The sequence below is a fragment of the Mycolicibacterium rhodesiae genome (genome assembly GCF_002086695.1).
Classification (GTDB): Bacteria; Actinomycetota; Actinomycetes; order Mycobacteriales; family Mycobacteriaceae; genus Mycobacterium; species Mycobacterium rhodesiae.
On record NZ_MVIH01000002.1, the window covers coordinates 230274 to 253132 of the forward strand.

Here is a 22859-nt window from a genome sequence, read left to right on the forward strand (position 1 = left end):
GATGTCGGCGTTGACCACCGAACAGCGAGACCTGGCCGAGGCGGTGACCGACCTGATGGCCAAGCGGTCGCCCGAGGCCGAGGTACGCCGGCTGATGGCCACCGACAGCGGCTACGACCCCGAGGTGTGGGCCGAGCTCGCCGCGATGGGACTGCTGGGCCTGGCGATACCCGAAGAGTTCGGCGGCTCCGGTGCCGGTGCCGTCGAGGTGGGCCTGGTGATGGAGGCCATGGGACGGGCGCTGCTCTGTGCGCCCTACCTGTCCACCGCCGTGCTGACCACGCAACTGCTTGCGGCACTTGGCGATTCGGACGAGCAGGCCGACGTGCTGCCGCGGATCGCCGCGGGCGAGCTGATCACGACGGTGGCGTTCGCCGAGGCGGGGTCGGCACGGCCGCCCCTGGCCTCGACCACGATGGCGCGTGCCGACGGGGCGGAGTGGCGGCTGTCCGGTAGCAAGACCTATGTCCTGGATGCGACGAGCGCCGGACGGATCTACGTGCTGGCCGGAGACGGCGTGTTCGCGGTGGAGGCCGGCGCACCGGGCCTGGAGGTGACCGTGCTGTCGACGGTTGACCAGACCCGCAAGCTGGGCGCAGTGGTGTTGAACGACACGCCTGCCCGGCTGGTCGGTGCGGCGGGCTCTGGTGCGGCGGCGCTCGGCCACGCTCTTGACCTTGTGTCGGTGGCACTGCTCGGCGAGCAGGCCGGTGGCGCGATGTGCGCGATGCGGATGGCCGCCGACTACGCCAAGACCCGGTTCCAGTTCGGTCGGGCCATCGGTAGCTTCCAGGCCATCAAGCACATGTGCGCCGACATGCTTCTGGAGGCCGAGTCGGCATTATCGGCAGCCCGGCACGTCGCGGCGGCATTCGACGCTGGGGACGATTCACGGTTCGCGGATCTGGCTGTTGCACAGGCGTATTGCTCGGAGGCGTTCGTCACCGTCGCGGCCAACAGCATCCAGGTGCACGGCGGCATCGGGTTCACCTGGGAGCATCCCGCCCACCTCTATCTGCGGCGCGCCCGGACCGACGCCGAACTGTTCGGCGACCCGGCGTGGCACCGGGAACGCTACGTGCGACTGCGGGAGGCACAGTGATGACCGACGACGACGTGCGCGACGAGGTCCGCAGGTGGCTGGCGGACAACTGGGACCCCGAGTTGGACCGCGGCACCTGGGCACAGCGGGTGTTCGACGCCGGTTGGGCGGTGCCCAGCTGGGAGCCGCAGTGGTGGGGTCGCGGCCTGACCGACCCGCAATCTCGCATCGTGGCAGCCGAATTCGCCGCGGTGGGCGCACCGGGAACCGGTCACGACCGGGCCAACCTGTTCGCCTGCACCCTGCATGACCTCGGCAGCGACGAGCAGAAGCAGCGCCTCATCCCGCCCTCGATCCGCGGCGAGACCAAGTGGTGCCTGCTGTACTCCGAACCCGGCGCCGGTTCGGATCTGGCGGGGCTGCGCACCCGCGCCGAACGAGACGGCGACGACTGGGTGATCAACGGCCAGAAGGTGTGGACGTCGTTCGCCAAGACCGCCGACTACGGGCTGCTGGTGGCGCGCACCGACTGGGATGTGCCCAAGCACAACGGGATCAGCTTCTTCATGTTCCCCATGCGCCAGCCCGGCGTCGAAATTCGTCCGATCCATCAGATCACCGGCGAGTCGGAGTTCAACGAGGTCTTCATCTCCGAGGCGCGGGTGCCCGACGCCAACCTGGTCGGCCAGCCCGGCGGCGGCTGGTCGGTGCTGCAGGTGGCGCTGGCCTACGAGCGGCGACTGATGGGCGACCTGGCCCGCACATCGCGCGGGGCGCGCAAGCCGCAGGCCGATGCCGACAGCCTGGTGGCGATGGCCCGCCGTGCCGGCACGCTGGGCGACTCGTTCATCCGCCAAGAGATCGCGCGGGTCGAAGGCTACGCGGCGGTGAACCGGTGGAATACCCAGCGCGCCAAGGCAACCTCTGATCGTGCCGAGGCCGCCACGCTGCTGGCGCTTGGCAAGATCGCGATGTCGCGGATCCTGCACGAGACGGCGAAGGTACAGACCGAGATCGTCGGTCCGGAGGCGATGTTGACCGGCCCGGACAATCCGGTCGGTGACGCGGTCACGTTCCGCACGCTGAATGCGTACTTCACCTCGATCGGCGGCGGCACCGATCAGATTCAGCGCAACATCGTCGGTGAGCGGGTGCTGGGCTTGCCGAAAGAGCCGGAGCCGTATCGCAATACCGCGTTCCGGGAGTTGCCGACATCGAGCTAGGGGCCGGATCTCGCCGCCTCATCAGTCACCGCTCAGGGCAGCTCCAGGTCGGCGGCGACGAGTGCGCGCAGTAGCACATTGGCGCCGAGCACAAGATCTTCGGGATCGGTGTCCTCATGCGGGGAATGGCTGACCCCGTTCACGCTGGGCACGAACACCATGGCCACCGGTGCCAGCGCCGCCATGACCTGCGCATCGTGACCTGCTCCGCTCGTCAGCTCGCACCAACGGGCGCTCAGCCCTTCGGCGGCGTCGACGATGTGCCCGGCCAGCCGGCAGTCGGTGGCCACCGGGCTCTGGACCGGCCCGACCGTCAAACGAATCGTGGTGCCGGTTCGCGCGGCCACCTCGGTGGCCTGTCTGCCCAGAAGCTCGAGCGCGGCGGCCATCCGACCGACATCACCATCACGGATGTCGATGCCGAGCACCGCCTCGCCAGGGATCACGTTGCGTGCGCCCGGCACCAACCCGAGGATGCCGGTCGTGGCGACCCGCACATGACCGTCCCTGGCCAGGGATTCAACTGTGAGCACCAGATGCGCGGCGGCCACCGCCGCGTCGCGCCGTCGCGTCATCGGGGTGGTACCCGCGTGATTGGCTGCTCCGGTGATCGACGCGGTGACACCGACCTGGCCGGTGATCGAGCTGACCACTCCGATGCGGGCATCTTCGGCTTCCAGCACGGGTCCCTGTTCGATGTGCATCTCGACGAACGCCGCGACCCGGTCCGGCGACCACGCCGCCCGGCTGATGCGTTCCGGATCACCGCCCGCCCCGCGCAGACGGTCGGCCAGGGTGACGCCGCCGTCACCGGGCCGCGCCAGATCCTCTGGTGTGAGCAGTCCGGCGATCGCCTTGGAGCCGACCATGCCAGGGGTTCCGCGGGTGCCCTCCTCGTTACCGAATGCCACCACGACGAGGTCGTGGCGAAGCGCCGCGCCCGCGTCCCTCAGCGCCTGCGCGGTCGCGAGTCCCGCTATAACGCCGGCCGGACCGTCCAGCGCCCCGGCCCTCGACACGCTGTCGAGGTGGCTTCCGGTCAACACAGCACCCGCGTGCGGATCGCGGCCGGGCAACCGGCCGAACAAGTTGGTGGCCTCGTCGACCCAGACTTGCAGGCCCGCGGCAGCCATCCAGTCCGCCACGGTGTCGCGCGCGTCGACATCCTCCGCCGAGTACGCCAACCGGGTGACCCCGCCACGGGGATCGGTGCCGATTGCGGACAGCTGCCGCAACCGCGCGAGGAGCAGGCCGCCGTCGACCTCGAGATCAGAAGCCGAGGACGTCATCAACCCTGGCATTTGCCGCCAGATGTGCCTGGTAGGCCCGCCAGCCGCCGAAGTCGGCGATGTCGACGACCTTGTCTCCGGTCGCAATCCGGTCTGGCTGCAGGATCATGGCCCGCACCCTGGTCCCATCGGCGAGTGTGATCGAGCCGAGTTCGAGCTCCTTGGGTTCCTGAGGCAGCAGGACGTCGAACAGCAGTTCGTCAGGCATCTCGTAGAGCTCCCCCGTGATCGGCCGCCCACTGCGCTCCACCGGGAACAGACCGGGGAACTCGTCACGCACGGCGAAGAACCGGAAGTCCGGCGCGGTGGTCACCGGGCCGACCAGCTTCGCCAGACCGGCGATGCAGCCGTGGTCCTTTTGTCCGGACATGGCGGTGCCGTTGAGGAACATGTGTTGCACGTAAAGCCCTTTCGGTAAGGCGCTCAGGACAGAGCGGTGTCGGTGTGGGCGCGCTGTGCGTCGTCGGCCCCGCGGCGCACATGCGCCTCAGCGGCGGCGACCGCGCGGTCGACGTGTCCGCTGCACACCTCGTTGAGCAGATGCTGATGCTGCTCGACCGCCGGCAGCGTGCGGTCGGGATCGCGGTAACTCAGCTCAGCGGCTACGTCGAGGCACTGCAGCAGGTAACCGTCGAGAAGGCCGGCAAACCTCTCGCCGAAGGCGATTCGGTAGATCGAGCTGTGGAACGCCAGATGGACCTCGGCGAACTCCTCGGAGCCCACCCCGTGTGTGTCGATCACCGTGGCCATCGTGGCCAGCAGTGCGCGGGGCTCGGCCCACTGCTCGGGTTTGGCACGCTCGCAGGCCAACCGGGCGGCCAACTTCTCCAGTTCGGTGCGGACCAGGAACAGGTCCTCGATCTCCTCGGCGACAATCCCGCGCGACCACAGGCCGCCGCCGCTGCCGCGCTCGGCGAACCCGTCGCCCTCCAGCCTGCGCAGCGCGTCGCGCACCGGTGTCCGGCTGACTCCGAGCTGGGCGGCGAGTTCGGTCTCGACCAGGTGGGTGCCATGCGGGATCTGCCCGGTGATCAGCGCATGCCGCAGCGCCCGATACACGTGCTCGTAGGTCTTGCGCCGAATCTGTGCCGACAGCGACGGGACGGCTCCGAGCCGTTCCGACCCGCTCACAGTTGACCGCTCGCGTCGCGCTGGAGGTACCGCCCGGAGCCGTGCTTGCCGACGAACAGGCCGTTGACGACCACCGGCCGCCCGGCCGCGACCACGGTGCGCACCGCGCCGGTCAGCGTCCACCCCTCGTAAAGGCTGTAGTCCACTTTCATGTGATGAGTATCCGCGCTGATGGTCGTCGATCCGTTCGGATCGAAGATCACCAGATCGGCGTCTGAGCCGACAGCGATGGTGCCCTTGCGCGGGAACAACCCGAACAACCGCGCCGGTGTTGTCGAGAAGACCTCGACCATGCGCCGGAGCGAGAAACGGCCCGCAACAACACCTCCGGAGTACAGCAATTGCAGACGGTGCTCGATGCCCGGGCCACCGTTGGGGATCTGGGAGAAGTCGTGGGCGCCGATCGACTTCTGCCCGTTGAGGCAGAACGGGCAATGGTCGGTCGAGACCACCTGCACGTCATCGGTACGCAGACCGCGCCACAGATGCTCGTGGTGGTGCGCCGCGCGCAGCGGCGGGGTGAGCACATACTTGGCGGTGTCGAAGCTGTCGTCGTCGTAGACGCTGGAGTCCAGGAACAGGTAGTGCGGGCACGTCTCGGCGAACACCGGTCGGCCGCGGTCGCGCGCAGCAGTCACCTCGTGCAATGCCTCCGCACAGGACAGGTGGACGAAATACACTGGTGCATCGGCCATCTCGGCCAGTGCGATCGCGCGGTGTGTCGCTTCGGCCTCGGCCAGCTCGGGCCGGGTGCGGCCGTGCCAGGATGGGTTGGTGCGGCCCTGAGCCAGTGCGCGACGCACCAGGACGTCGATGACGGGACCGTTCTCAGCGTGGATGCAGCACAGCGCGCCGAGCTGACCCGCCCGCTCGATGACCTCGAACAGGGTCGCATCGTCGACCATCAGCTCACCCGGGTAAGCCATGAACATCTTGATGCTGGTGACTCCCTCGGCCACCAGTTCGTCGATCTCACCGAGGGATTCGGCCGCCATGTCGGTGATCACGATGTGCTGGGCGTAGTCGATGACGGCCTTGCCCTCAGCCGCAGCCAGCCCGTCATCGATGGCGGCCCGTAGGTGCTGTCCCCTACGCTGCTGGGCGAAGTTCACCACAGTCGTAGTCCCGCCGATCGCCGCGGCGATAGTGCCTGACGCATAGTCGTCGGCTGTGGTGGTGCCGGCCAGGCTGAACGCCAGATGGGTGTGCGGATCCACCCCGCCCGGCAGCAGATAGCAGCCGCTGGCGTCGATCACCTGATCGGCCGGGACATCCAGGGCGGCACCGATCATTGTTACCTTGTCGTCGGCGACGTATACGTCCGCAACATAGACGTCGGCGGCGGTGACCACCCGCGCACCTGTGATCAACAAGCTCACAGCGTCCCCACCCATGCTCGTTCGTCGTCACTGAACCTGTTCAATCCCAAGGCTTCTCGGCAGCAGCGCTGGTAGATCGCGCGGAAGTGCGGCATCAGGGCACGATTGCGCTGTTCGGTATCGGCGTATCGGGCCAGGTACTCCCCGCCGAGCTCGCGCACCTCGGCCAATACCGCGTCCTCGTCGATGTGCAAGCAGCGCCTGTCGCGAACAACCACCTCGCCGTTGACCCACACCTCGATGATCGAGTCACCGTTCTCCACGTAGACCAGATGCTGCGCGATGTCGTTGACCGGGGTGAAGTTTAGCGAGTTGAGATCCAGCATCACCAGGTCGGCCTTGCGGCCGGGAGCGATGGCGCCGACCTCGTCGGCCAGCCGGGCCGACCGGGCGCCGCCGCGGGTCGCCGCCCACAGCACTTCGTCGGCGGTGGGCCAGGCGTCGAAATCGGGCTGAGTCACCTTGTGCAACAGGGCGGCCGACTTGACGACGTCGAACATTCTCGCAGAGTCGTTGCTGGACAACCCATCCGAGCCCAATCCGATGTTGACCCCGGCATCAAGAAGCGCGCGCCACGGCGCAATGCCCGAACCCAGCTTCAGATTCGAGATCGGGTTGTGCGCCACCGACGCCCCGGCTGCGCCGAGCCGTTCGATGTCACTTCCGGTGAGCCAGATTCCGTGCGCGAGCGTGGCCCGATCCGTCAGCACACCGAGCGAGTCCAGGTATTCGACGAGGGTAGATCCGTAGAACTCGCGACCGGTCACCGCCTGCATCTTGGTTTCCAGGACGTGCACATGGAAGGTCGTGTCGTGCTCACGCGACAGTTCGTTGGCCGCGACGAACAACTCGCCGGTACACCGCTGCGGGCCGCTGGGGGCCACCACATAGCGAAGCCGGCCCGCGCGGCCGTCGAACCGCGTCAGCGCCTCTTTGCTGAACTGCAGGTAGTCCTCGGTGGTCCTCGGGGCGACCGCGCGGGCCTCCGCGAGCAGCCCGGCCGGCACCATCTCGTCGACGAACGGGATCGTGTCGATGTAGAGCCGGTTGACGATGTTGCCCGAGCAGTTCGCCCGGATCCCGATGTCCTCGTACCCCCGGAAGACGGCTTCCAGTGCGGTCAGACTCTGCGTGGGGGATTCGATGACGTCGTCGAGCAGGCAGGTGGCGCCGTTGCGCAGTGACTCCATGCCGACCAGCAGGGTGCGCAGGTAGATCAAACGCTCCGACATCGGTTCCAGGCCAAGGACGGGATAGGACAACAACATCCACAGTTCCAGCGGCAGATTGTCGTAGCGGCCCTTGAACAGTGCCTCCCACGAATGCACGTGCGCGTTGACCAGTCCGGGCATCAGCAGCCGGTGGGTGCAGTCGATCACCTCCGCCCCGTCGGGCACAGGCAGATCCGGCGCCACGGCGGTGATCCGGTCGTCTGCCACCAGCACGTCGGAGCGGAAGGGCTTGCTGCGGTGGGCGTCGTCCATCGCGAGGACGAGGGCGTTGCGGAACAGAGTGCTCATGCGATCTCCTCGGCACTGGGGAAAAGGTCGGTGCGGCGGTGTTCGAAATAGCGCAGTGTGCGGCGCGTTTCGACCAGGACGTCAAGGTCGATCTCCGCGATCACCAAGCCCGGGCCGTCGGCGCCTGGCCGGTGCGCGATCAGATCGCCGTCAGGCCCCACGATGCAAGACTCGCCGTAGTTGTCGACGGCGTGGCCGCCGACCCACTCGACGCCGATTTTGTTGGCCACTACGGCGAACAGACCGTTCTCGCGAGCGTGGGTGCGCAGCTCGGCCAGGAAGAAGTCGACGCTGTCGCCGCCACTGCCGGCGACCGGGACGGCCACCAAACCGGCACGAAGCGCCCTCAGTTCGCGCCAGCACTCGGGGAAGCGCCGGTCGTAACAGATCAGGACCCCGAGCCGCGCGCCGCGCACTGTGTGTACCCCGAGCCACTGTCCGGGGCTGAAGTGCGCGGGCTCGTCGAAGCCGGGTGCCGGGTGGTCGCCGACGGGCAGATGCAACTTGCGGGCGACCAGGTGGGACTGTCCGGTGCGGTCGACGCACGGCACCACGGCGCCCTGCTCGTCGAGGACCACCGCCGAGTTATGGAAGCTCGGGTCGCCACCGTGGCTGCTGTCGTCCCGCTCGAAGATCGGAAGCACCACCGCCACACCGAGTTCGGCTGCGAGATCGGCGATTCGCTCGGACTGCGGGCCGGGCAGGGACTGCGCCCGGTCGCGGAAGGCACCGGGCCGTTCGCCGCCGAAGTAAGGTGTGGTGGCCAATTCTGGGAACACTACGAGGTCGGCACCGGCCGCGGCCCCCTGCGTCAGCGCTGCCTCGATGACCGCCAGGTTCTGCTCCGGGTCGTCCCCACACGCAGGGAGTTGGGCTGCCGCAACAACGAGCGCACTCACGCACGCGCTCTTTCCTGCTGGGCGAAGGCGCGGTCGACCTCATCGGCCAGTAGATCGACGAGCTGATCGTGCAGTGCGTGGTACTCCGGCGACCGCGGATCGCGGGGGCGCTGCATGTCCACCTCGACCATCGCCTTGATGCGGCCGGGGCGCGCGGTGAACACCACGATGCGGTCCGCCAGCGCTACCGCCTCGTCGATGCTGTGAGTGACGAACAGGACCGAGGCACCGCTCTCCTCGCGCAGCGAGGCGACGTAGTTCTGCAACTTTGCGCGCGTCTGCACGTCCAGAGCTGCGAAGGGCTCGTCCATCAACACCACCCGGGGCTGCATCGCCAGCGCGCGGGCGATCGCGGCACGCTGGCGCATTCCGCCGGACAGGCCATCCGGATGCGCGTCCGCGAACTCTCCCAATCCCATGGTGTGCAACAGATCCCGTGCAATCTCGCGTCGATCAGACTTCGGCATGCCGCGCAGCTTCAGCCCGAAGCTGACGTTGTCGACGACTGACATCCACGGATAGAGCGAGGACTGCTGGAAGATCATGCAGCGGTCGGGCCCGGGCCCGACGACCGGGGCATCGTCGGCCACGATCTCGCCGGAAGTGGTCGGTTCCAGGCCGGCGATCATCGATAAGAGCGTGCTCTTCCCACAGCCGCTGGGGCCGAGGATGACGACGAACTCGCCAGGGGCAACGTCGAGGTTGACGGAGTCGACAGCGAGCACTTCGGATCCGTTGTCGCCGAACACCTTACTGACGGCTCGGCACTGCACCGCCCCGGTAGCCCGCTTTCCTTCAGCTGCGGTGGGTGTCATCGAAGCGCACCTCCGCCGGCTGCCTGCCACCACAGCAATCGGTTCTGCAACTGGCGGAACGCGATGTCGAGCAGGTAACCGGAGATGCCGATGACCGTCATCGTGAAGAACACCAGACTCGAGTTGAATGTGTTGCGGGCGAGCATCACCACCTGGCCGAGTCCGCTGCCGACGCCGACCGCCTCGGCCAGCAGCACCACCATCCACGCGGCAAACAGGTTCAGCCGCAGACTCTGCAGCAGGCCCGGCAGGATGGCGGGCAGAACCACCTGAAACAGGATCTGGCGCCGCGAGGCGCCCATCGTGCGCGCCACATTGATGTAGGTCGCAGGCACCTCGTTGATCAAGCCGATGGTGGCCAGCGTCATGACGAAATACACACCGATGAACACCATGAATATCGCCGGAGGATTACCGATACCGAACAGGAAGATCGCCACCGGCAGCCAAGCAATCGGCGAGATCGGCGCCAGCAGCGTGATCGTGGGCAGTACCAGGCCGCGCACCACGAGAAACTGGCTGATCAGCACCCCGGTGATGAGGCTGGCGACGAAGCCGAGGGTTAGGCCGGCCAGTACCCGCAGCACGGTCGCGAGCACCGTGGTCGCCACCGCGACCACCGGGGCCGTCTGTTCGGCGCCGATCGTCGAGGTGTCGAAGAACCGGGCCTGGCTGCCGAAGTGCTGCAGGAAGATATGCGGCGGCGGCAGGAGCAGTTCCGGCGCCCACCCCATCAGCCACGCCAGTTCCCAGAGACCGGCGAACAAGGTCACCGATGCCAGCCACCACGCCGCGGCGGCGCCGAGTCGGCGGTACCTGCTGCGCGAGCGCCGCTGCGTAGCGGGCGCCGTGCGCTGGGCGGGCAGGTCGAAGTGGGTGATCGCGGTCATGCGGTCTTCAACTTCAGCGAGTTGTACAGGCTCTGGTTCTCATTGATGACGTCCTCGAGCAGCGACCAGTCGGCGATCTTCTCGTCGGGCAGCTTCTTCAGGTAGCCAAGGTCTTTCATACCAACGGCACGCTCGAGCATGAACTGGGTCTTGTTGCGCTGGTCGACGACGTTGGGTTGCTTGGTGGAGGCTGCCAGCGCGTCGTCGAGGCTGGTTTTGAAGTAACTGCCCACGACCTGCGAGACGGCGGCCCTGCGATCGGTCTCGGCCTGCTGCTGCGCCTCGAACAGGCCCTTGATCACCGCCTTGATGGCCTTCGGGTTCTCCTTTAGAAGTGGATTACGCACGGCCAGAACGCAATCAGTGTAACCGGGGCCATAGACGTCCTTACCGTCGGAGAGCAGCACCGAACCACTGCGGGCATTGAGCGCCTGGGTGACGTAGGGCTCGATGTGACTCATGCTGTCGATGGAACCGCTGACGAACGCCTGCGCGAGTTCGGGCGAGGTACCGAAGTAGCGGACGTTGATGTCCTTGAAGGACAGGCCGGCCTTCTTCAGGTAGTCGTACGGCAGCATCTCGAGGGTGTCGGCCTGAAAGGTGCCCAGCGTCTTGCCTTTCAGGTCCGCGGCCGAGGTGATACCCGGTTGCGCCACGATCGAACAGCCCTCCACGCCACCGCCGGCGACGATGGTCACCGGCGCGCCGGCGTCATAGAGGGTCAGGAACTGGGTGTAGGGGATCAGCGACATGTCGACCTGGCCGGCTCCGAACAGCGTGACGATGTCGGCATTGGTGGGTGTGACGACGAAATCGATGGCAGCGCCGTCGGTTTCGCTGAGTTTGCGCTCCTTGGTCAGAAAGATGCCGAGGTTACACAGGCCGGTGCCGTGAGTCGCCTTGAGCGTGGTGAGGCCGGCAGCGTTGGGCGCCGGTGCGGTCCCCGCGCTGCCGGCGCCCGAGCACCCGCTGAGCAGCCAGGCCGGCACGGCGACCGCGGTGCCGGCGATCGCGGCGTTGCGGAAGAACATACGGCGGTTGAGGGGTGCGGTGGACGTGTCTCTCATCGGGCGATCTCCTTGGCTGCGGGTACGGCGGCGAGCTCGGCATTGAGCAGGTCGAGATTGACCGCATGAAGCGGCATTTCGGCGTCCTGTGACACCAGGTCCAACGACCGCAGGGTGTCCCATCTCCCGTAGACGGTGGCGGTGAGGTCACGGATATCGATCCTCGAGGGCTGCCGTCGGACAGCGTCGACGAGTTCGTCGAGGGAGTAGCCCGGGAAGTAGTCTCGGGCGTGCCGCAGGGCTGCGGGGAGGTCGGCGAGGATCACGTCGTAGGCGCGGAGCATCGCGCGGATGGCGGCCCGCACCTGGTCGGGACGTTCCCGCAGGAACCGGCTGGACGCCACCAGGGTGGTGTCGGGAAACGGGTTTCCCCACACGTCGGTGCCGTCGCTGAGGACGTGTGCGCCCGCGGCGCGCACCCGGCCCGCGTACGGTTCAGCCAATGTCAGCGCGGCCAGTTCACCGGCCTCGAACTCCTCGATGGCGTGGTTGAGCACGTCGAAATAGCGGATCTCGACGTCGCTCATGGACAGCCCTGAGGCGGCCAGCACATCGTGCAGCAGTACCTCCATCGGGTCCGTGCGGAAGGTCCCGACTGGTGCGCCGGCCAGCGCAGAGGCGTTCGGCAACAGCTCCCGGGTGAGGACGAAAACTCCCATCAGCCCACTGCCTGCGACCAGTACCGGCGGGTCGGTTCGCTCTGAGTCGATCAACGGCTGGGTGAAGCCCGCGGTGCCGAGATCGGCGACCCCGGTAACGAGAAGCTCTGCGGTGGAGGTGATGTCGTCGAAGTAGGGCGCCTCTACGCGCAGACCCTGGTCGGCGAAGAGGCCTTCGCCGACGGCGACGAATAGCGGAAGATTCGACAGGGAGCACCCGTGGGTGAGGACCAGGGTCTCGCTCATGCCGCGCATCCCGCTCGGTGTCCGGTGGCCGTGCTGGTCGGCAGGGCCGCCGACTCCGCGTCGACAGCGACGACGCGCCAACCCGGTGGTGTGTGCTCCTGTGGCCTGGCCAGCACCGCGACGGTGCGCACGACGAGCCGGCCGTCGCGGTCCGCGGCCAACAGCGCGGCTGCGTCGTCGTAGCTGATGGCGATCACGGAGCCACCGAGGTCGGCGACCGCGCGGACGCGAATATTCACACCCGGCGCCGCGATCCAGCCGCCTGCGACTTCCGCGAGATCCGTGGAGGCCACCGCGCTACCTGGCGCCAGCACGGCAAGAGCCGCACGAGTCGCGGCCGGCAGCGTGTGATCGTCGGGGTGCAGCGCTACCAGTTCGGTCTGTGCCCCGCAGCACGGGCGACTGCTGCCGGTCGCGATGTGCAGGCGGCGGCTCAGTACCCGATCGAGGTGGTCGAATGCGTGATCGGGAGCCACACCATGCCACTCGACAACGGTCAGCTGACCGGTTGTGTCCTGTATACAACGCATAGTCAGCTATTAGAGGCGGCGACCGTTTCGATCGCGTTACCCAGACCGGCGCTCCGTGTTAACGGTTCCTCACCACGATCGGCCGACCGGTCGGCTAGTGGACGTGACCGCCGATGACGGTGGCGGTCACCAGGTCGGCGCTGAGGGCGTCGAGCACCTCGGCGGGCGGCGCGCTCAGCACGCACAGGTCACCGGGTTGACCCGGCTCTACTGTCCTTGGCACGTCGGGACGCTCGGCATGTCCGGTGAACAGGGTGAGTGCCGTTGTGGCCGAGACGCATTCGTCGGAGTTCAGCACCTCACCGATCTTGGTGGTGCGGTGCACCGCGGCGCGCATGCACGCCCACGGGTCGGCATCACCGAACGGCTGGTCCGTCGACAGGGCCACCCGCACCCCGGCGTGTGTCAGCGATGCCAGCCGCCACAGCGCGGGCTGGTCAACGGCGTCGACGTCGATCAGGTACTGATCACCACGTTCGGCGACGAAGTTCGGCTGGGTCACCACCAGCACACCGATGTCGGCGAGGTCGGCGAGGGCGTCCTCGGGAACCACCGCAGCATGTTCGATCCGGTCGCCGGAGTGGGCGCCCGCTGCCCGCAGCGCGGCCAGTGTGACCACCAGCTGGCCCGCCGTCACACAATGCAGGGCGACAGCTCTGTTCTCCCGGTGCTGTGCGGCGATCCACTCGGTGAGTTCGTCGAGATCGAGCGAATCATCGTGCAGGATGCGCTTTCCCGGTGCCAACCAATGCACGTTCTGATGCAACCCACCGTGCCGGTGTTCCTCGGTCAGGGTGATGATGTCGTCGGCGCCGAGGTTTGGGGTGGCATCGGTGACGCCGGTGACGCCGTAGCCGAGAAGCCGCCTGCTGACCGTGGCCAGCGAGGTGTCGCGGCGCGCGACCGCATCCGACCAGTTGTCATAGCTGCGCAGTCTGCCGTCGGGATGGTCGGGCAACCCCACCGCGGACAGGCCCGCGGAGTTGAGGAACCACAACACGCCACTGCGATGTTGAATGCGTACCGGCACAGCGGGAGTGAGCTCGTCGAGCACCCCGCGGTCCAGTGGGCCCGCGGCGGATTCGTGGTAGCCGACGGCCCGGACCCAGCCGTCATCGCCGATCGGCGCGTTGGCGAGCACGGCGGCGAATTCCGCGCGGCTGTGGACCAGCGCGGGGCCGACCTGCACGGAGTCCAGTGCGGCCGCGGCGGCCCGCAGGTGCACGTGGTGATCGTGCAGGCCCGGTATGACCGTGCCGCCCGTGGCGTCGAAAATGTCCTCGCCGCGGCGGGGGGTCAACGAGTCGGCAACCTCGTCGATCGAGGCGCCCAGCCGGATGTCGACCATTCGCCCGTCCAACAGCTGGGCCCGCTGGATCAGCATCGGACCGAATTTCGCTGGGCGACAATGGCGTCGACTATGGCATTGTGCGCACCCGGTGGTGCCGCCGGGGCAACCCGCCGGGGTGGCCTCGGGGGTACAGCCCGAATCGGCGACAGCGACGACCCGGTGGGCAATACCGCGTAGGTGGCCGCGACGCCGGCCATCGCGATCTCGATGGTCTCACCACCGCCACGGCGCAGCGAACGGGCGACGGCCAGGGCGGCTTCGAGCCCGGTCAGGGGATCGGCGATGGCGTCGGCGCAGAGGACCGGGCCGCTCGCACTGATGCCGACCAGTCCGCCCGCGACGGCCGCGTCGTCACCGAACGCCACCCGGTGTGACTGCGCTCCGTGGCCGGTGATGCGCAACCACACCCGGCCGTCGGGGCCGGGCAAGGCTTCCGGACTCGCGCCGCGCCGGGCCAGCACACCGGGCCGCGAGCCTTCGATGACGACGTCCGCGGCGGCCAGCAGTGCGCGAAGGCTAGTGCTGTCGAAATCGACTGCATAGGAGAGCTTTCCGTGATTCATCCAATCGTAGAAGACCGGATCACCCGATCGGGTCCCGTCGAGCCGGGTCGGGCTCTCAACCTTCACGACGGTGGCCGCCGCCGTCGCGAGAAGCTGACCGCACAGCGGGCCCGCCCACATCGACGACAGGTCGGCGACCAGAAGCCCCTCGGCTGAGCGGGGCGCTGTCGGACGGCCATCCGATCGCACGATGGGTTCCGCCGGCGCCGTCTCGCCGAGCCGGGCGGCAGGCAGGTCCAACAGGGTGGCCCGGTCGAGGACGTCGTCGCCGCGACGACAGGCCGCCCACTCCTCGACCGCGGGCCACGGGTCGTCGGCCACGGTATCGGCTTCGACGAGCGCGGGGACGGCCTCGATGTCGTCGGCGCGGGAGAGCGTGAGCGCCCACCAGCCGTCGCGCGTGCGCATCAGCCGGGTGGCGCCGCCGGCCGAGATTCGTCCCTGCCGGTGCAGGCCGAGCTGAGCGGCCCGCCCAGTGAGGGTGGCGGCGGTGTCGACCTGGATGCCCAGCAGTTGAGTCAGCTCGGTGGCGATGCCGTCGGCGCGGGTCAGCACCGCCGACCTGGAATGGTCGGGCGGGCCGTCGGACAGGCCGGTCAGCCAAGCCAGGCCACTGCTGGCCCAGTCGGCGCCGGTGTCGTTCACCCGGCCATTGTCGCGCGCGCCCGGACGCCCCCGCAGAGATCCTGCGACAACCGCCAGCGTCGATCTCGATGAGGCGGGCTGGTGATTGCCCAGGATTGTCGCGCGGATCAGAAATGCAGGGCGGTGAACCGCCAGTCCAGCACCTGCCGATCGTCGCCCTCATCGGCCACGGCATAGACCACCGACCGCAGGGTGAGCACCCCGCCGCGGTCGCCGGGCAGCGGATCGGCCGCCTCGATGTGCAGGTCGCTGTACAGGGTGTCGCCCTCGTGCACCGGACCGGTGTGATCGCACGACGCCCACCCCAGCACCGTCGCGAGATTCGGCAGCAGCTGCGCGGCCTGAGCCAACGCCAACCCGATCGTGTGGCCGCCGTACACCAACCGCTGCCCGCCTACCCGCGAATCATGGTGGGTGGCAGCGACGTTCAGGGTCAGCCTGGCCAGCTCCGGCGCGGAGCTCACCACATCGCCGGTGCTGCGCAGCACCGAACCGGCCATGTCCGGGTAGAAATGCGGGCCGGGAACCCGCTCGCGGAACGCCACCGCATTCCAGTCGGCTGTCGGCTGGGCCGCCGCGGGCAGTTCGGCGCCGATCAGGGACAGGTCGTCGGCGTGCCCGGTGTCCGGCGCGCCAGGGCTCATCGGCAGCATCGCGCAGCGGTAGAAGTCCAGTACCAGTCGGCCGACCTGATCGATGGTGGTCATCCGCAGCGCCGCCAGGCCCGTGGGCGCCCGTCCGGGCTTGGCGCTGTTCTGCCGCAGCCCGACCACCTCGGTTCGGGTGAAGATCGTGTCGCCGATGACCGGATAGCGGTAGAACGTCAGCCCCCGGTAGAACAGGTTGGCCTTGACCCGCTGGGTGGCCAAGGTGCTCTGGCCGATCGCAACGTCGCACACCAGCGCGGGATGGGCCAGCTCCGCGGTGCTGCCCACCACGGCGTATGCCAGCCCGGCGTCCAGGGACAACCGCAGCCGATCACCGACGATGGCCTGGTGGCCGGCGGCGGCGCCGGAGGTCAACGTCATCGACGGCGCCCAGTCGAAGACCTGGCCGATCACCAGATCGTCGAAATACGGTCCACCCGACTCGCCTCCGCCTATATGGCCGTACAAAGTCACAGTCGCCCATCCTGGTGCTTCTGCGCGGCACATGTCAATATGGCCGTACATTTCACGATTTTTTGGAGCGGACTACGTGAGCGCTGCACTCAACGACGAAGAGACCATGCTGGTGGAGACCGTGCGGGCGTTCATCGACCGCGACGTCAAACCGTCGGTCCGCGAGGTCGAGCACGCCAACACTTACCCCGAGGCGTGGATCGAGCAGATGAAGCAGATCGGGATCTACGGCCTGGCGGTCAGCGAGCAGTACGGCGGCAACCCGGTGTCGATGCCCTGCTACGTCGAAGTCACCCAGGAACTCGCCCGCGGCTGGATGAGCCTGGCCGGCGCGATGGGCGGTCACACCGTGGTCGCCAAGCTGCTGGAGATCTTCGGCACCGAGGAGCAGAAGCAGACCTACCTGCCGAGAATGGCCACCGGCGAGGTGCGCGCGACGATGGCGCTCACCGAGCCGGGCGGCGGCTCGGATCTGCAGAACATGGCGTGCATTGCCCGCGCCGACGGCGACGAACTGGTGATCAACGGGGCCAAGACGTGGATCTCCAACGCCCGCCGGTCGGGCCTGATCGCATTGTTGTGCAAGACCGATCCGCACGCCACGCCCCGCCACAAGGGCATCTCGGTGGTGCTGGTCGAGTCACCCACGGCAGGGCTGACGATCTCGCGAGACCTGCCCAAGCTCGGCTACAAAGGCGTGGAGTCCTGCGAACTGGCCTTCGAGGATTGCCGGGTGCCGGCCTCGGCGATCCTGGGCGGTGCACCCGGTCGCGGTTTCAGCCAGATGATGAAAGGCCTTGAGACGGGGCGCATTCAGGTCGCCTCGCGCGCCCTCGGGGTGGCGACGGCGGCCTTGGAGGACGCGCTGGCCTATGCCCAGGACCGGGAGAGCTTCGGCCAGCCGATCTGGAAGCACCAGGCGGTGGGCAACTATCTGGCCGATATGGCAACCAAGCTCACCGCAGCGCGCCAGCTCACCCGCTACGCCGCCGAACGATACGACAGCGGCGATCGCTGCGACATGGAAGCGGGGATGGCCAAGCTGTTCGCCTCGGAGGTGGCGATGGAGATCGCGCTCAATGCGGTGCGCATCCACGGCGGCTACGGCTACTCCACCGAATACGACGTGGAACGGTACTTCCGCGACGCACCATTGATGATCGTCGGTGAGGGCACCAACGAGATCCAGCGCAATGTGATCGCCGGTCAACTGGTCGCGCGAGGCGGCATCTGACCGACCATGAAACCCGAACCCGCGTATCAGGTTCTGCGGCAACGACTTCGCGACGAGATCGCGGCCGGGGCCTACCCCGACGGCGTCCGGTTGCCCACGGAGTCCGAACTGGTTGCCGAGCACGGGCTGTCGCGGCAGACGGTGCGCCGGGCATTCCAGGATCTGGTGGCCGAAGGTGTGGTGTACCGGGTGCCGGGCCGCGGGACGTACGCCAATCGGGGATATCTGCGACAACTCGGCTCCATCGAGGACCTGATGAGTTTGTCCGAAGACACCAGCATGGAAGTGCTGCAAGGCCTTTCGCGCCGAATTGACGTGACAGCGGCCAGCAGGCTGCGCCTCGACCACGATGTGGTGTACACCGTGGTGTTCCGTCGTCTGCATGACGGAGTTCCGTTCGTGGTGACCACCGTGCACCTGCCGGAGTCCGTGGCCCGCCTGGTGTTCGACTCCGCGGAGTTGACCACCGGCGCGGTCGGCACCAACACCGTGATCGGTGTCCTGGAACCGCACCTGGATCAGCCTATCGACGAAGCAGCCCAGTCGATCACGGTCGCGCCCGCAGACGACCCCGTTGCCAAGGCGCTGGGCTGCGAGCTCAACCACCCGATGCTGCGGGTGGACCGGCTGTACTCCGATACCACCGGCACCCCGGTGGAGCTGTCGGTCAGTCACTTCCTGCCCGAGCAGTACACCTACCGGGTCACCCTGCGCCGCTCGAGCTAGGTTCGTGACTCATTAGGTCGTTCGCAGTGGTCGCGACCGCCGAGCGTGTGGGTTGTCGTTGAGAATCGACGAAACGTCAACGACAACAACCACGTTCGGCGCATGACGGGGCACTAGGCGACTTCGTCCACCAGGCCCCACGACAGCGCGGTAGCCGGGTCGATGGCCTGGCCGGACAACACCAAATATGCTGTGCGCCAACGGCCGATCCGCCGGGTGATGCTGACGGTTCCGCCTGCGCCGGGGATCAGGCCCAGCGTCAGCTCCGGCAATCCCAGCACCGCGTCGGGGTGGCAGCTGACCCAACCGCAGAACGACGCCATCTCCAGTCCGCTGCCGAGAACGCGGCCGTGGATATCGGCCCGGCAGGCCCGCCCGAGGCGCCGGCTCAATTCGTCGAGGGCCAACGCCGGACTGTGCCGGGTGCGCGCCAGATGCGCCGAAGCCGGGTCGGCGAAGGTGCCGAACTCACCGAGATCGCCACCGCTGCAGAAGGATGCGCCATTGCCACTGAGCACCAGCTCGGTGACGGTGTCATCGAGCAGCGCGACGGTCAGCGCCTCCAGCAGGAGGGCCCGGGCGTCGGTGCTGAACGCGTTGTGGCGCTGCGGGCGGTTGAACCGGATTCGCAGGGTTCCGCCGTCCCGCTCGGCGAGCACCGGGTCGGCAATGTCCGACACCGACGCCGGACCGCGGGAGTCCAGCCAACGGGCGAACTCCGGGCCGGACTGCAGCGTCGAGTACGCCAGCGACTCGGTGACTATGCCCGGGAGCGCGGGGCCGGTCACGTCGACCGACCGCAGAACGTCATCACAGACCGCAGAAGCATACGGCCAGCGCTCGCAACGCTCCCGCAGCTCGGCCACCGCATCGTCGACCGACCCCACGAAGACGTACCGTCGGTCTTCCTGTTCGGTCGCGGCCAGCGCGAAGGTGGCTGTGTCGAGCCAGAATTCGCCCTCAGGTGTCGACGGCGCCCCGACCGCGACGACGACGCCCGGCGGACCGGTGACCCCGATCGGAGGCGGGTCGGACAGGTCGACGAGACGCATCTAGCCGGTCGGCGCGGGCGAGTACTTGACGATCAGTTCCTGCTTGTACAACTTGCCGGTGTCGGTGCGGGGCAACTCCGACTCGAACGAGATCGACCGCGGGCACTTGTAGTGCGAGAGCCGATCACGCAACCACGCCAGCAGCTCGGCGGCGAATTCCTCCGTCGCGTCCGAGGCGTCGACCAGCTGGACCACACCCTTGACGCTTTGGCCCATCTCGTCATCGGGTACACCGAACACCGCGGCGTCCATCACCTTCGGGTGTGTGACGAGCATGTTCTCGGCTTCCTGCGGGTAGATGTTCACCCCGCCCGAGATGATCATGTGGTGCCTGCGGTCGGTGAGGTAGAGGTAGCCCTCCTCGTCCAGATAACCGATGTCGCCGACCGTCTTCCAGCCGTGGCTGTCGCGCGACTTCGCGGTCTTCTCGGCGTCGTTGAGGTATTCGAAGTCCATGCCGCCCTCGAAGTAGATCTCCCCCGCCTGGCCGGGCGGCAACTCGTTGCCGTCCTCGTCGAGGATGTGCAGGCCGCCCGCCATCGGCTTGCCGACCGAGCCCGGATGGGTGAGCCAGTCTTCGGCGAAGATCAACGTCGACCCGATTGCCTCGGACGAGGCGTAGTACTCGTCGACGATCGGGCCCCACCAATCGATCATCTGCTTCTTGATCTCGACCGGACAGGGCGCGGCGGCGTGCATGACCCGCTGCAGGCTCGAGATGTCGTACGAATTGCGAACGTCCTCAGGCAGTTTCAGCATTCGGGTGAACATCACCGGGACGAATTGACCGTGGGTGACCTTGTGCCGCGCAATCGCGTCCAGGCAACCCTGCGCATCGAACTTCTCCAGCACCACGGTTGTGATGCCCGCCGCGAGCGTCTGCATCGACCACACCGAGGGAGCGGTGTGGTACAGCGGAGCGGGGCTGATGTAGACCGCGTCGGGGTTCATCCAGAATCCGATCAGTGCGGCCATCAGGCCGGGCACCTCGGTGGGCGGCAGGTGTGGAAGCTCGCGCTTGATCCCCTTGGGCCGCCCCGTCGTTCCCGACGAGTACTGCAGCAGGTCGCCCTCGATCTCGTCGTCGATGGGTGTAACTGGTTGGTCCGCAATGCATTCCGGGTAGCTGAGCCAGCCGTCGAGTTCACCGTCGGTGATGATGCGCAGCTGTGGCAGCCCCTTGGGCAGCTCCGCGGCAAGCCCGGCGAGGGTGTCCTTCAGGCCGGCCGAGCCGACGACAGCCTTGGCCTCACTGTTGTCGATGATGTACGCGGCTTCGGCCGCAGTCAGGTGCGTGTTGATCGGCACGTAATAGAGCCCGGAACGACGCGCCGCCCACAACACGGTGTGGAAGTGCTCGTTGTTCTCGATGAGGATCGCGACGGCGTCGCCCTCGCGCAACCCGGCCTGCCGGAACAGGTGTGCCAGCTGGTTGGCCCGGGCTTCCATCTCGCCGAACGTGACGGTCTTTCCGGACGGATACAGGATGACGGCCGGCTTGTCGGGAGTGGCCTGCGCATACTCGCGGATCTGCATGGGAGCACAATACGACAGGCCCAGTTGACAGGTGTCAACTGGGCCTGCGCTGCCTGCTCAGAAACTACTCGGCTTCGGCGAGACGCTGCTTGAGCGCCTCGAACTCGTCCTTCACCCCGGTCGGCAGCTTCTCGCCGACAAAGGAGAACCACTCCTCGATCTGCGGGAGCTCGTCACGCCATTCCTGCACGTTGACCGCCAGTGCCTCGTTGACGTCGGCCGGATCGGCGTCCAGCCCCTCGAGGTCCAGATCGGCGGCGCTCGGCACGATGCCGATCGGCGTGGTGGAGCCGTTGGCCTTGCCCTCGACCCGCTCGATGATCCACTTCATCACACGGCTGTTCTCGCCGAAGCCCGGCCACAGGAAGCGGCCGTCGTCGCCGCGACGGAACCAGTTGACGAAGAAGATCTTCGGCATCTTCGACTCGTCGGCGTTCTTGCCCAGATTGATCCAGTGGGCGAAGTAGTCGCCGACGTTGTAGCCCAGGAACGGCAGCATGGCCATCGGGTCACGACGGACGGTGCCGACCTTGCCCTCGGCGGCGGCGGTCTGCTCGGAGCCCAGCGTCGCGCCGATGAAGACGCCGTGCTGCCAGTCGCGGGCCTGCGTCACCAGCGGCACCGTGGTCTTGCGGCGGCCGCCGAACAGAATGGCCGAGATCGGCACGCCCTGCGGGTCATCCCACTCAGGTGCCAGCGTCGGGCACTGCGACATCGGCGTGCAGTAGCGCGAGTTCGGATGAGCGGCTTTCTCCTCCGAGTCGGGCGTCCACTCATTGCCCTTCCAGTCGATCAGGTGCTGCGGGTCGCCTTCCAGGCCCTCCCACCAGACGCCGCCGTCGTCGGTGAGCGCGACGTTGGTGAAGACGGTGTTGCCTGCCGCGACGGTCTTCATCGCGTTCGGGTTCGAGCTCCAGTTGGTGCCCGGCGCGACGCCGAAGAAGCCGAACTCCGGGTTGGTGGCGTACAGCCGGCCGTCCTTGCCGAAGCGCATCCAGGCAATGTCGTCGCCGACGGTCTCGGCGCGCCAGCCGGGGATGGTCGGCTGCAGCATCGCGAGGTTGGTCTTGCCGCACGCCGACGGGAACGCGGCGGCGACGAAATACGACTTGTTCTCCGGCGAGATGAGCTTGAGGATCAGCATGTGCTCGGCGAGCCAGCCCTCGTCATGCGCCATGGCCGAGGCGATCCGCAGCGAGTAGCACTTCTTGCCCAGCAACGCGTTGCCGCCGTAACCCGAACCGAAGCTCCAGATTTCGCGGGTCTCCGGGAAGTGGGTGATGTATTTGGTGTCGTTGCACGGCCACGGAACGTCTTGTTCGCCCGGCGCGAGGGGCGCGCCCAGTGAGTGCAGCGCCTTGACGAAGAAGCCGTCCTCGCCCATCTTCTCCAGCGCGGCCTTGCCCATCCGCGTCATCGTCCGCATCGAGACGACCACATATTCGGAGTCGGTGATCTCGACGCCGAGCTTGGGGTCGTCGGCGCCGAGCGGGCCCATGCAGAACGGCACCACATACATGGTGCGGCCGCGCATCGACCCGCGGTACAGGTCGGTCATGAGGCCGCGCATCTCGGCCGGGTCCATCCAGTTGTTGGTGGGGCCGGCGTCGATCTCCCGCTCCGAGCAGATGAACGTGCGCGACTCGACGCGCGCCACGTCCGACGGGGCCGAACGCGCGAGATACGAACTCGGCTCCTCGGAGTCGCTCAGCTTGGTGAAGGTTCCGGCGGCGACCAGTTCGTCGCACAGCCGCTGGTATTCCTCTTCGGAGCCGTCGGCGAAGACCACCCGGTCGGGCTGCGTGAGTTCGGCGACTTCTTGGACCCAAGCGAGCAGGCCCTGATGCTTGGTCGGTGCGTTATCCAGACCGGGGATGGTCGCTGAAGTCATCGCTCTATTCTCCTGCTTACTTTTATGGCCAGGACGCAGGCCGGATTCCG

21 protein-coding genes are annotated in these 22859 nt (G+C 67.5%); 4 read left to right on the forward strand and 17 right to left on the reverse strand.

Translation table 11 applies throughout. The features are described from left to right. The first annotated feature begins 1 nt into the window (after position 1). Both BST42_RS04955 and BST42_RS04960 read left to right on the forward strand, forming a co-directional pair. Positions 2-1102, forward strand: coding sequence for an acyl-CoA dehydrogenase family protein (locus tag BST42_RS04955; protein WP_083117459.1), 1101 nt, complete (start codon positions 2-4; stop codon positions 1100-1102). Then, positions 1102-2265 carry an acyl-CoA dehydrogenase family protein gene (locus BST42_RS04960; RefSeq protein WP_083117460.1) on the forward strand — a complete coding sequence of 388 codons (1164 nt, stop codon included), beginning with the start codon at positions 1102-1104 and terminating at the stop codon, positions 2263-2265. Before BST42_RS04955 ends, BST42_RS04960 begins: the two co-directional genes overlap by 1 nt. Positions 2266-2297: 32 nt before the next feature. On the opposite strand, the gene BST42_RS04965 is transcribed toward BST42_RS04960, so the two are convergent. From BST42_RS04965 to BST42_RS05030, 14 genes are all read right to left on the reverse strand, one after another. Then, positions 2298-3554 (reverse strand): Zn-dependent hydrolase, encoded by a 1257-nt coding sequence (locus BST42_RS04965; protein WP_165760784.1) that lies wholly within the window; start codon positions 3552-3554, stop codon positions 2298-2300. Then, complete coding sequence (locus BST42_RS04970; RefSeq protein ID WP_083117462.1) at positions 3535-3945, reverse strand: allophanate hydrolase-related protein; 411 nt, start codon at positions 3943-3945, stop codon at positions 3535-3537. Before BST42_RS04970 ends, BST42_RS04965 begins: the two co-directional genes overlap by 20 nt. Before the next feature lie 32 nt (positions 3946-3977). Then, the gene (locus tag BST42_RS04975; protein ID WP_083117464.1) at positions 3978-4685 is read right to left on the reverse strand and encodes a GntR family transcriptional regulator; all 708 of its coding nucleotides are present in this window, start codon (positions 4683-4685) and stop codon (positions 3978-3980) included. Continuing rightward, positions 4682-6064 (reverse strand): dihydropyrimidinase, encoded by a 1383-nt coding sequence (hydA, locus tag BST42_RS04980; RefSeq protein WP_237159253.1) that lies wholly within the window; start codon positions 6062-6064, stop codon positions 4682-4684. Before hydA ends, BST42_RS04975 begins: the two co-directional genes overlap by 4 nt. Continuing rightward, positions 6061-7584 (reverse strand): amidohydrolase family protein, encoded by a 1524-nt coding sequence (locus BST42_RS04985; RefSeq protein ID WP_083117466.1) that lies wholly within the window; start codon positions 7582-7584, stop codon positions 6061-6063. The genes hydA and BST42_RS04985 overlap by 4 nt, the downstream gene beginning before the upstream one ends. Next, on the reverse strand, positions 7581-8483 hold the full coding sequence (locus BST42_RS04990) for a carbon-nitrogen hydrolase family protein (protein WP_083117467.1): 903 nt from the start codon (positions 8481-8483) through the stop codon (positions 7581-7583). The genes BST42_RS04985 and BST42_RS04990 overlap by 4 nt, the downstream gene beginning before the upstream one ends. Continuing rightward, a complete protein-coding gene (locus BST42_RS04995; protein WP_083117469.1) occupies positions 8480-9298 on the reverse strand; it encodes an ABC transporter ATP-binding protein in 819 nt (272 codons plus the stop codon). The genes BST42_RS04990 and BST42_RS04995 overlap by 4 nt, the downstream gene beginning before the upstream one ends. Further along, on the reverse strand, positions 9295-10188 hold the full coding sequence (locus BST42_RS05000) for an ABC transporter permease (protein ID WP_083117470.1): 894 nt from the start codon (positions 10186-10188) through the stop codon (positions 9295-9297). Before BST42_RS05000 ends, BST42_RS04995 begins: the two co-directional genes overlap by 4 nt. Next, on the reverse strand, positions 10185-11255 hold the full coding sequence (locus BST42_RS05005; RefSeq protein WP_083117471.1) for an ABC transporter substrate-binding protein: 1071 nt from the start codon (positions 11253-11255) through the stop codon (positions 10185-10187). Before BST42_RS05005 ends, BST42_RS05000 begins: the two co-directional genes overlap by 4 nt. Next, positions 11252-12160 (reverse strand): ABC transporter substrate-binding protein, encoded by a 909-nt coding sequence (locus BST42_RS05010; protein ID WP_165760785.1) that lies wholly within the window; start codon positions 12158-12160, stop codon positions 11252-11254. Before BST42_RS05010 ends, BST42_RS05005 begins: the two co-directional genes overlap by 4 nt. Further along, entirely contained in the window at positions 12157-12636 is a 480-nt protein-coding gene (locus BST42_RS05015; RefSeq protein WP_133057416.1) for a hypothetical protein, read from the reverse strand. Before BST42_RS05015 ends, BST42_RS05010 begins: the two co-directional genes overlap by 4 nt. 148 nt (positions 12637-12784) lie before the next feature. Continuing rightward, positions 12785-14074 carry an amidohydrolase family protein gene (locus tag BST42_RS05020; RefSeq protein WP_083117474.1) on the reverse strand — a complete coding sequence of 430 codons (1290 nt, stop codon included), beginning with the start codon at positions 14072-14074 and terminating at the stop codon, positions 12785-12787. Continuing rightward, positions 14068-15249, reverse strand: coding sequence for a CoA transferase (locus BST42_RS05025; RefSeq protein ID WP_083117476.1), 1182 nt, complete (start codon positions 15247-15249; stop codon positions 14068-14070). The genes BST42_RS05020 and BST42_RS05025 overlap by 7 nt, the downstream gene beginning before the upstream one ends. Positions 15250-15356: 107 nt before the next feature. Then, positions 15357-16277 (reverse strand): hotdog family protein, encoded by a 921-nt coding sequence (locus BST42_RS05030; RefSeq protein WP_110918499.1) that lies wholly within the window; start codon positions 16275-16277, stop codon positions 15357-15359. A 169-nt stretch (positions 16278-16446) separates the two neighbouring features. Between BST42_RS05030 and BST42_RS05035 the strand changes: the two genes are divergently transcribed. Both BST42_RS05035 and BST42_RS05040 read left to right on the forward strand, forming a co-directional pair. Further along, on the forward strand, positions 16447-17604 hold the full coding sequence (locus BST42_RS05035) for an acyl-CoA dehydrogenase family protein (RefSeq protein WP_110918474.1): 1158 nt from the start codon (positions 16447-16449) through the stop codon (positions 17602-17604). A gap of 6 nt (positions 17605-17610) precedes the next feature. Further along, entirely contained in the window at positions 17611-18330 is a 720-nt protein-coding gene (locus BST42_RS05040) for a GntR family transcriptional regulator (protein ID WP_083117479.1), read from the forward strand. Between the two features lie 113 nt (positions 18331-18443). On the opposite strand, the gene BST42_RS05045 is transcribed toward BST42_RS05040, so the two are convergent. The 3 genes from BST42_RS05045 to BST42_RS05055 all read right to left on the reverse strand — a co-directional run bounded on the left by BST42_RS05045 (position 18444) and on the right by BST42_RS05055 (position 22809). Continuing rightward, a complete protein-coding gene (locus BST42_RS05045) occupies positions 18444-19382 on the reverse strand; it encodes an enoyl-CoA hydratase/isomerase family protein (protein ID WP_083117481.1) in 939 nt (312 codons plus the stop codon). Continuing rightward, the gene (gene fadD4 / locus BST42_RS05050) at positions 19383-20918 is read right to left on the reverse strand and encodes a fatty-acid--CoA ligase FadD4 (protein ID WP_083117482.1); all 1536 of its coding nucleotides are present in this window, start codon (positions 20916-20918) and stop codon (positions 19383-19385) included. A 64-nt stretch (positions 20919-20982) separates the two neighbouring features. Then, a complete protein-coding gene (locus BST42_RS05055; RefSeq protein ID WP_083117485.1) occupies positions 20983-22809 on the reverse strand; it encodes a phosphoenolpyruvate carboxykinase (GTP) in 1827 nt (608 codons plus the stop codon). Between the last annotated feature and the right edge of the window lie 50 nt (positions 22810-22859).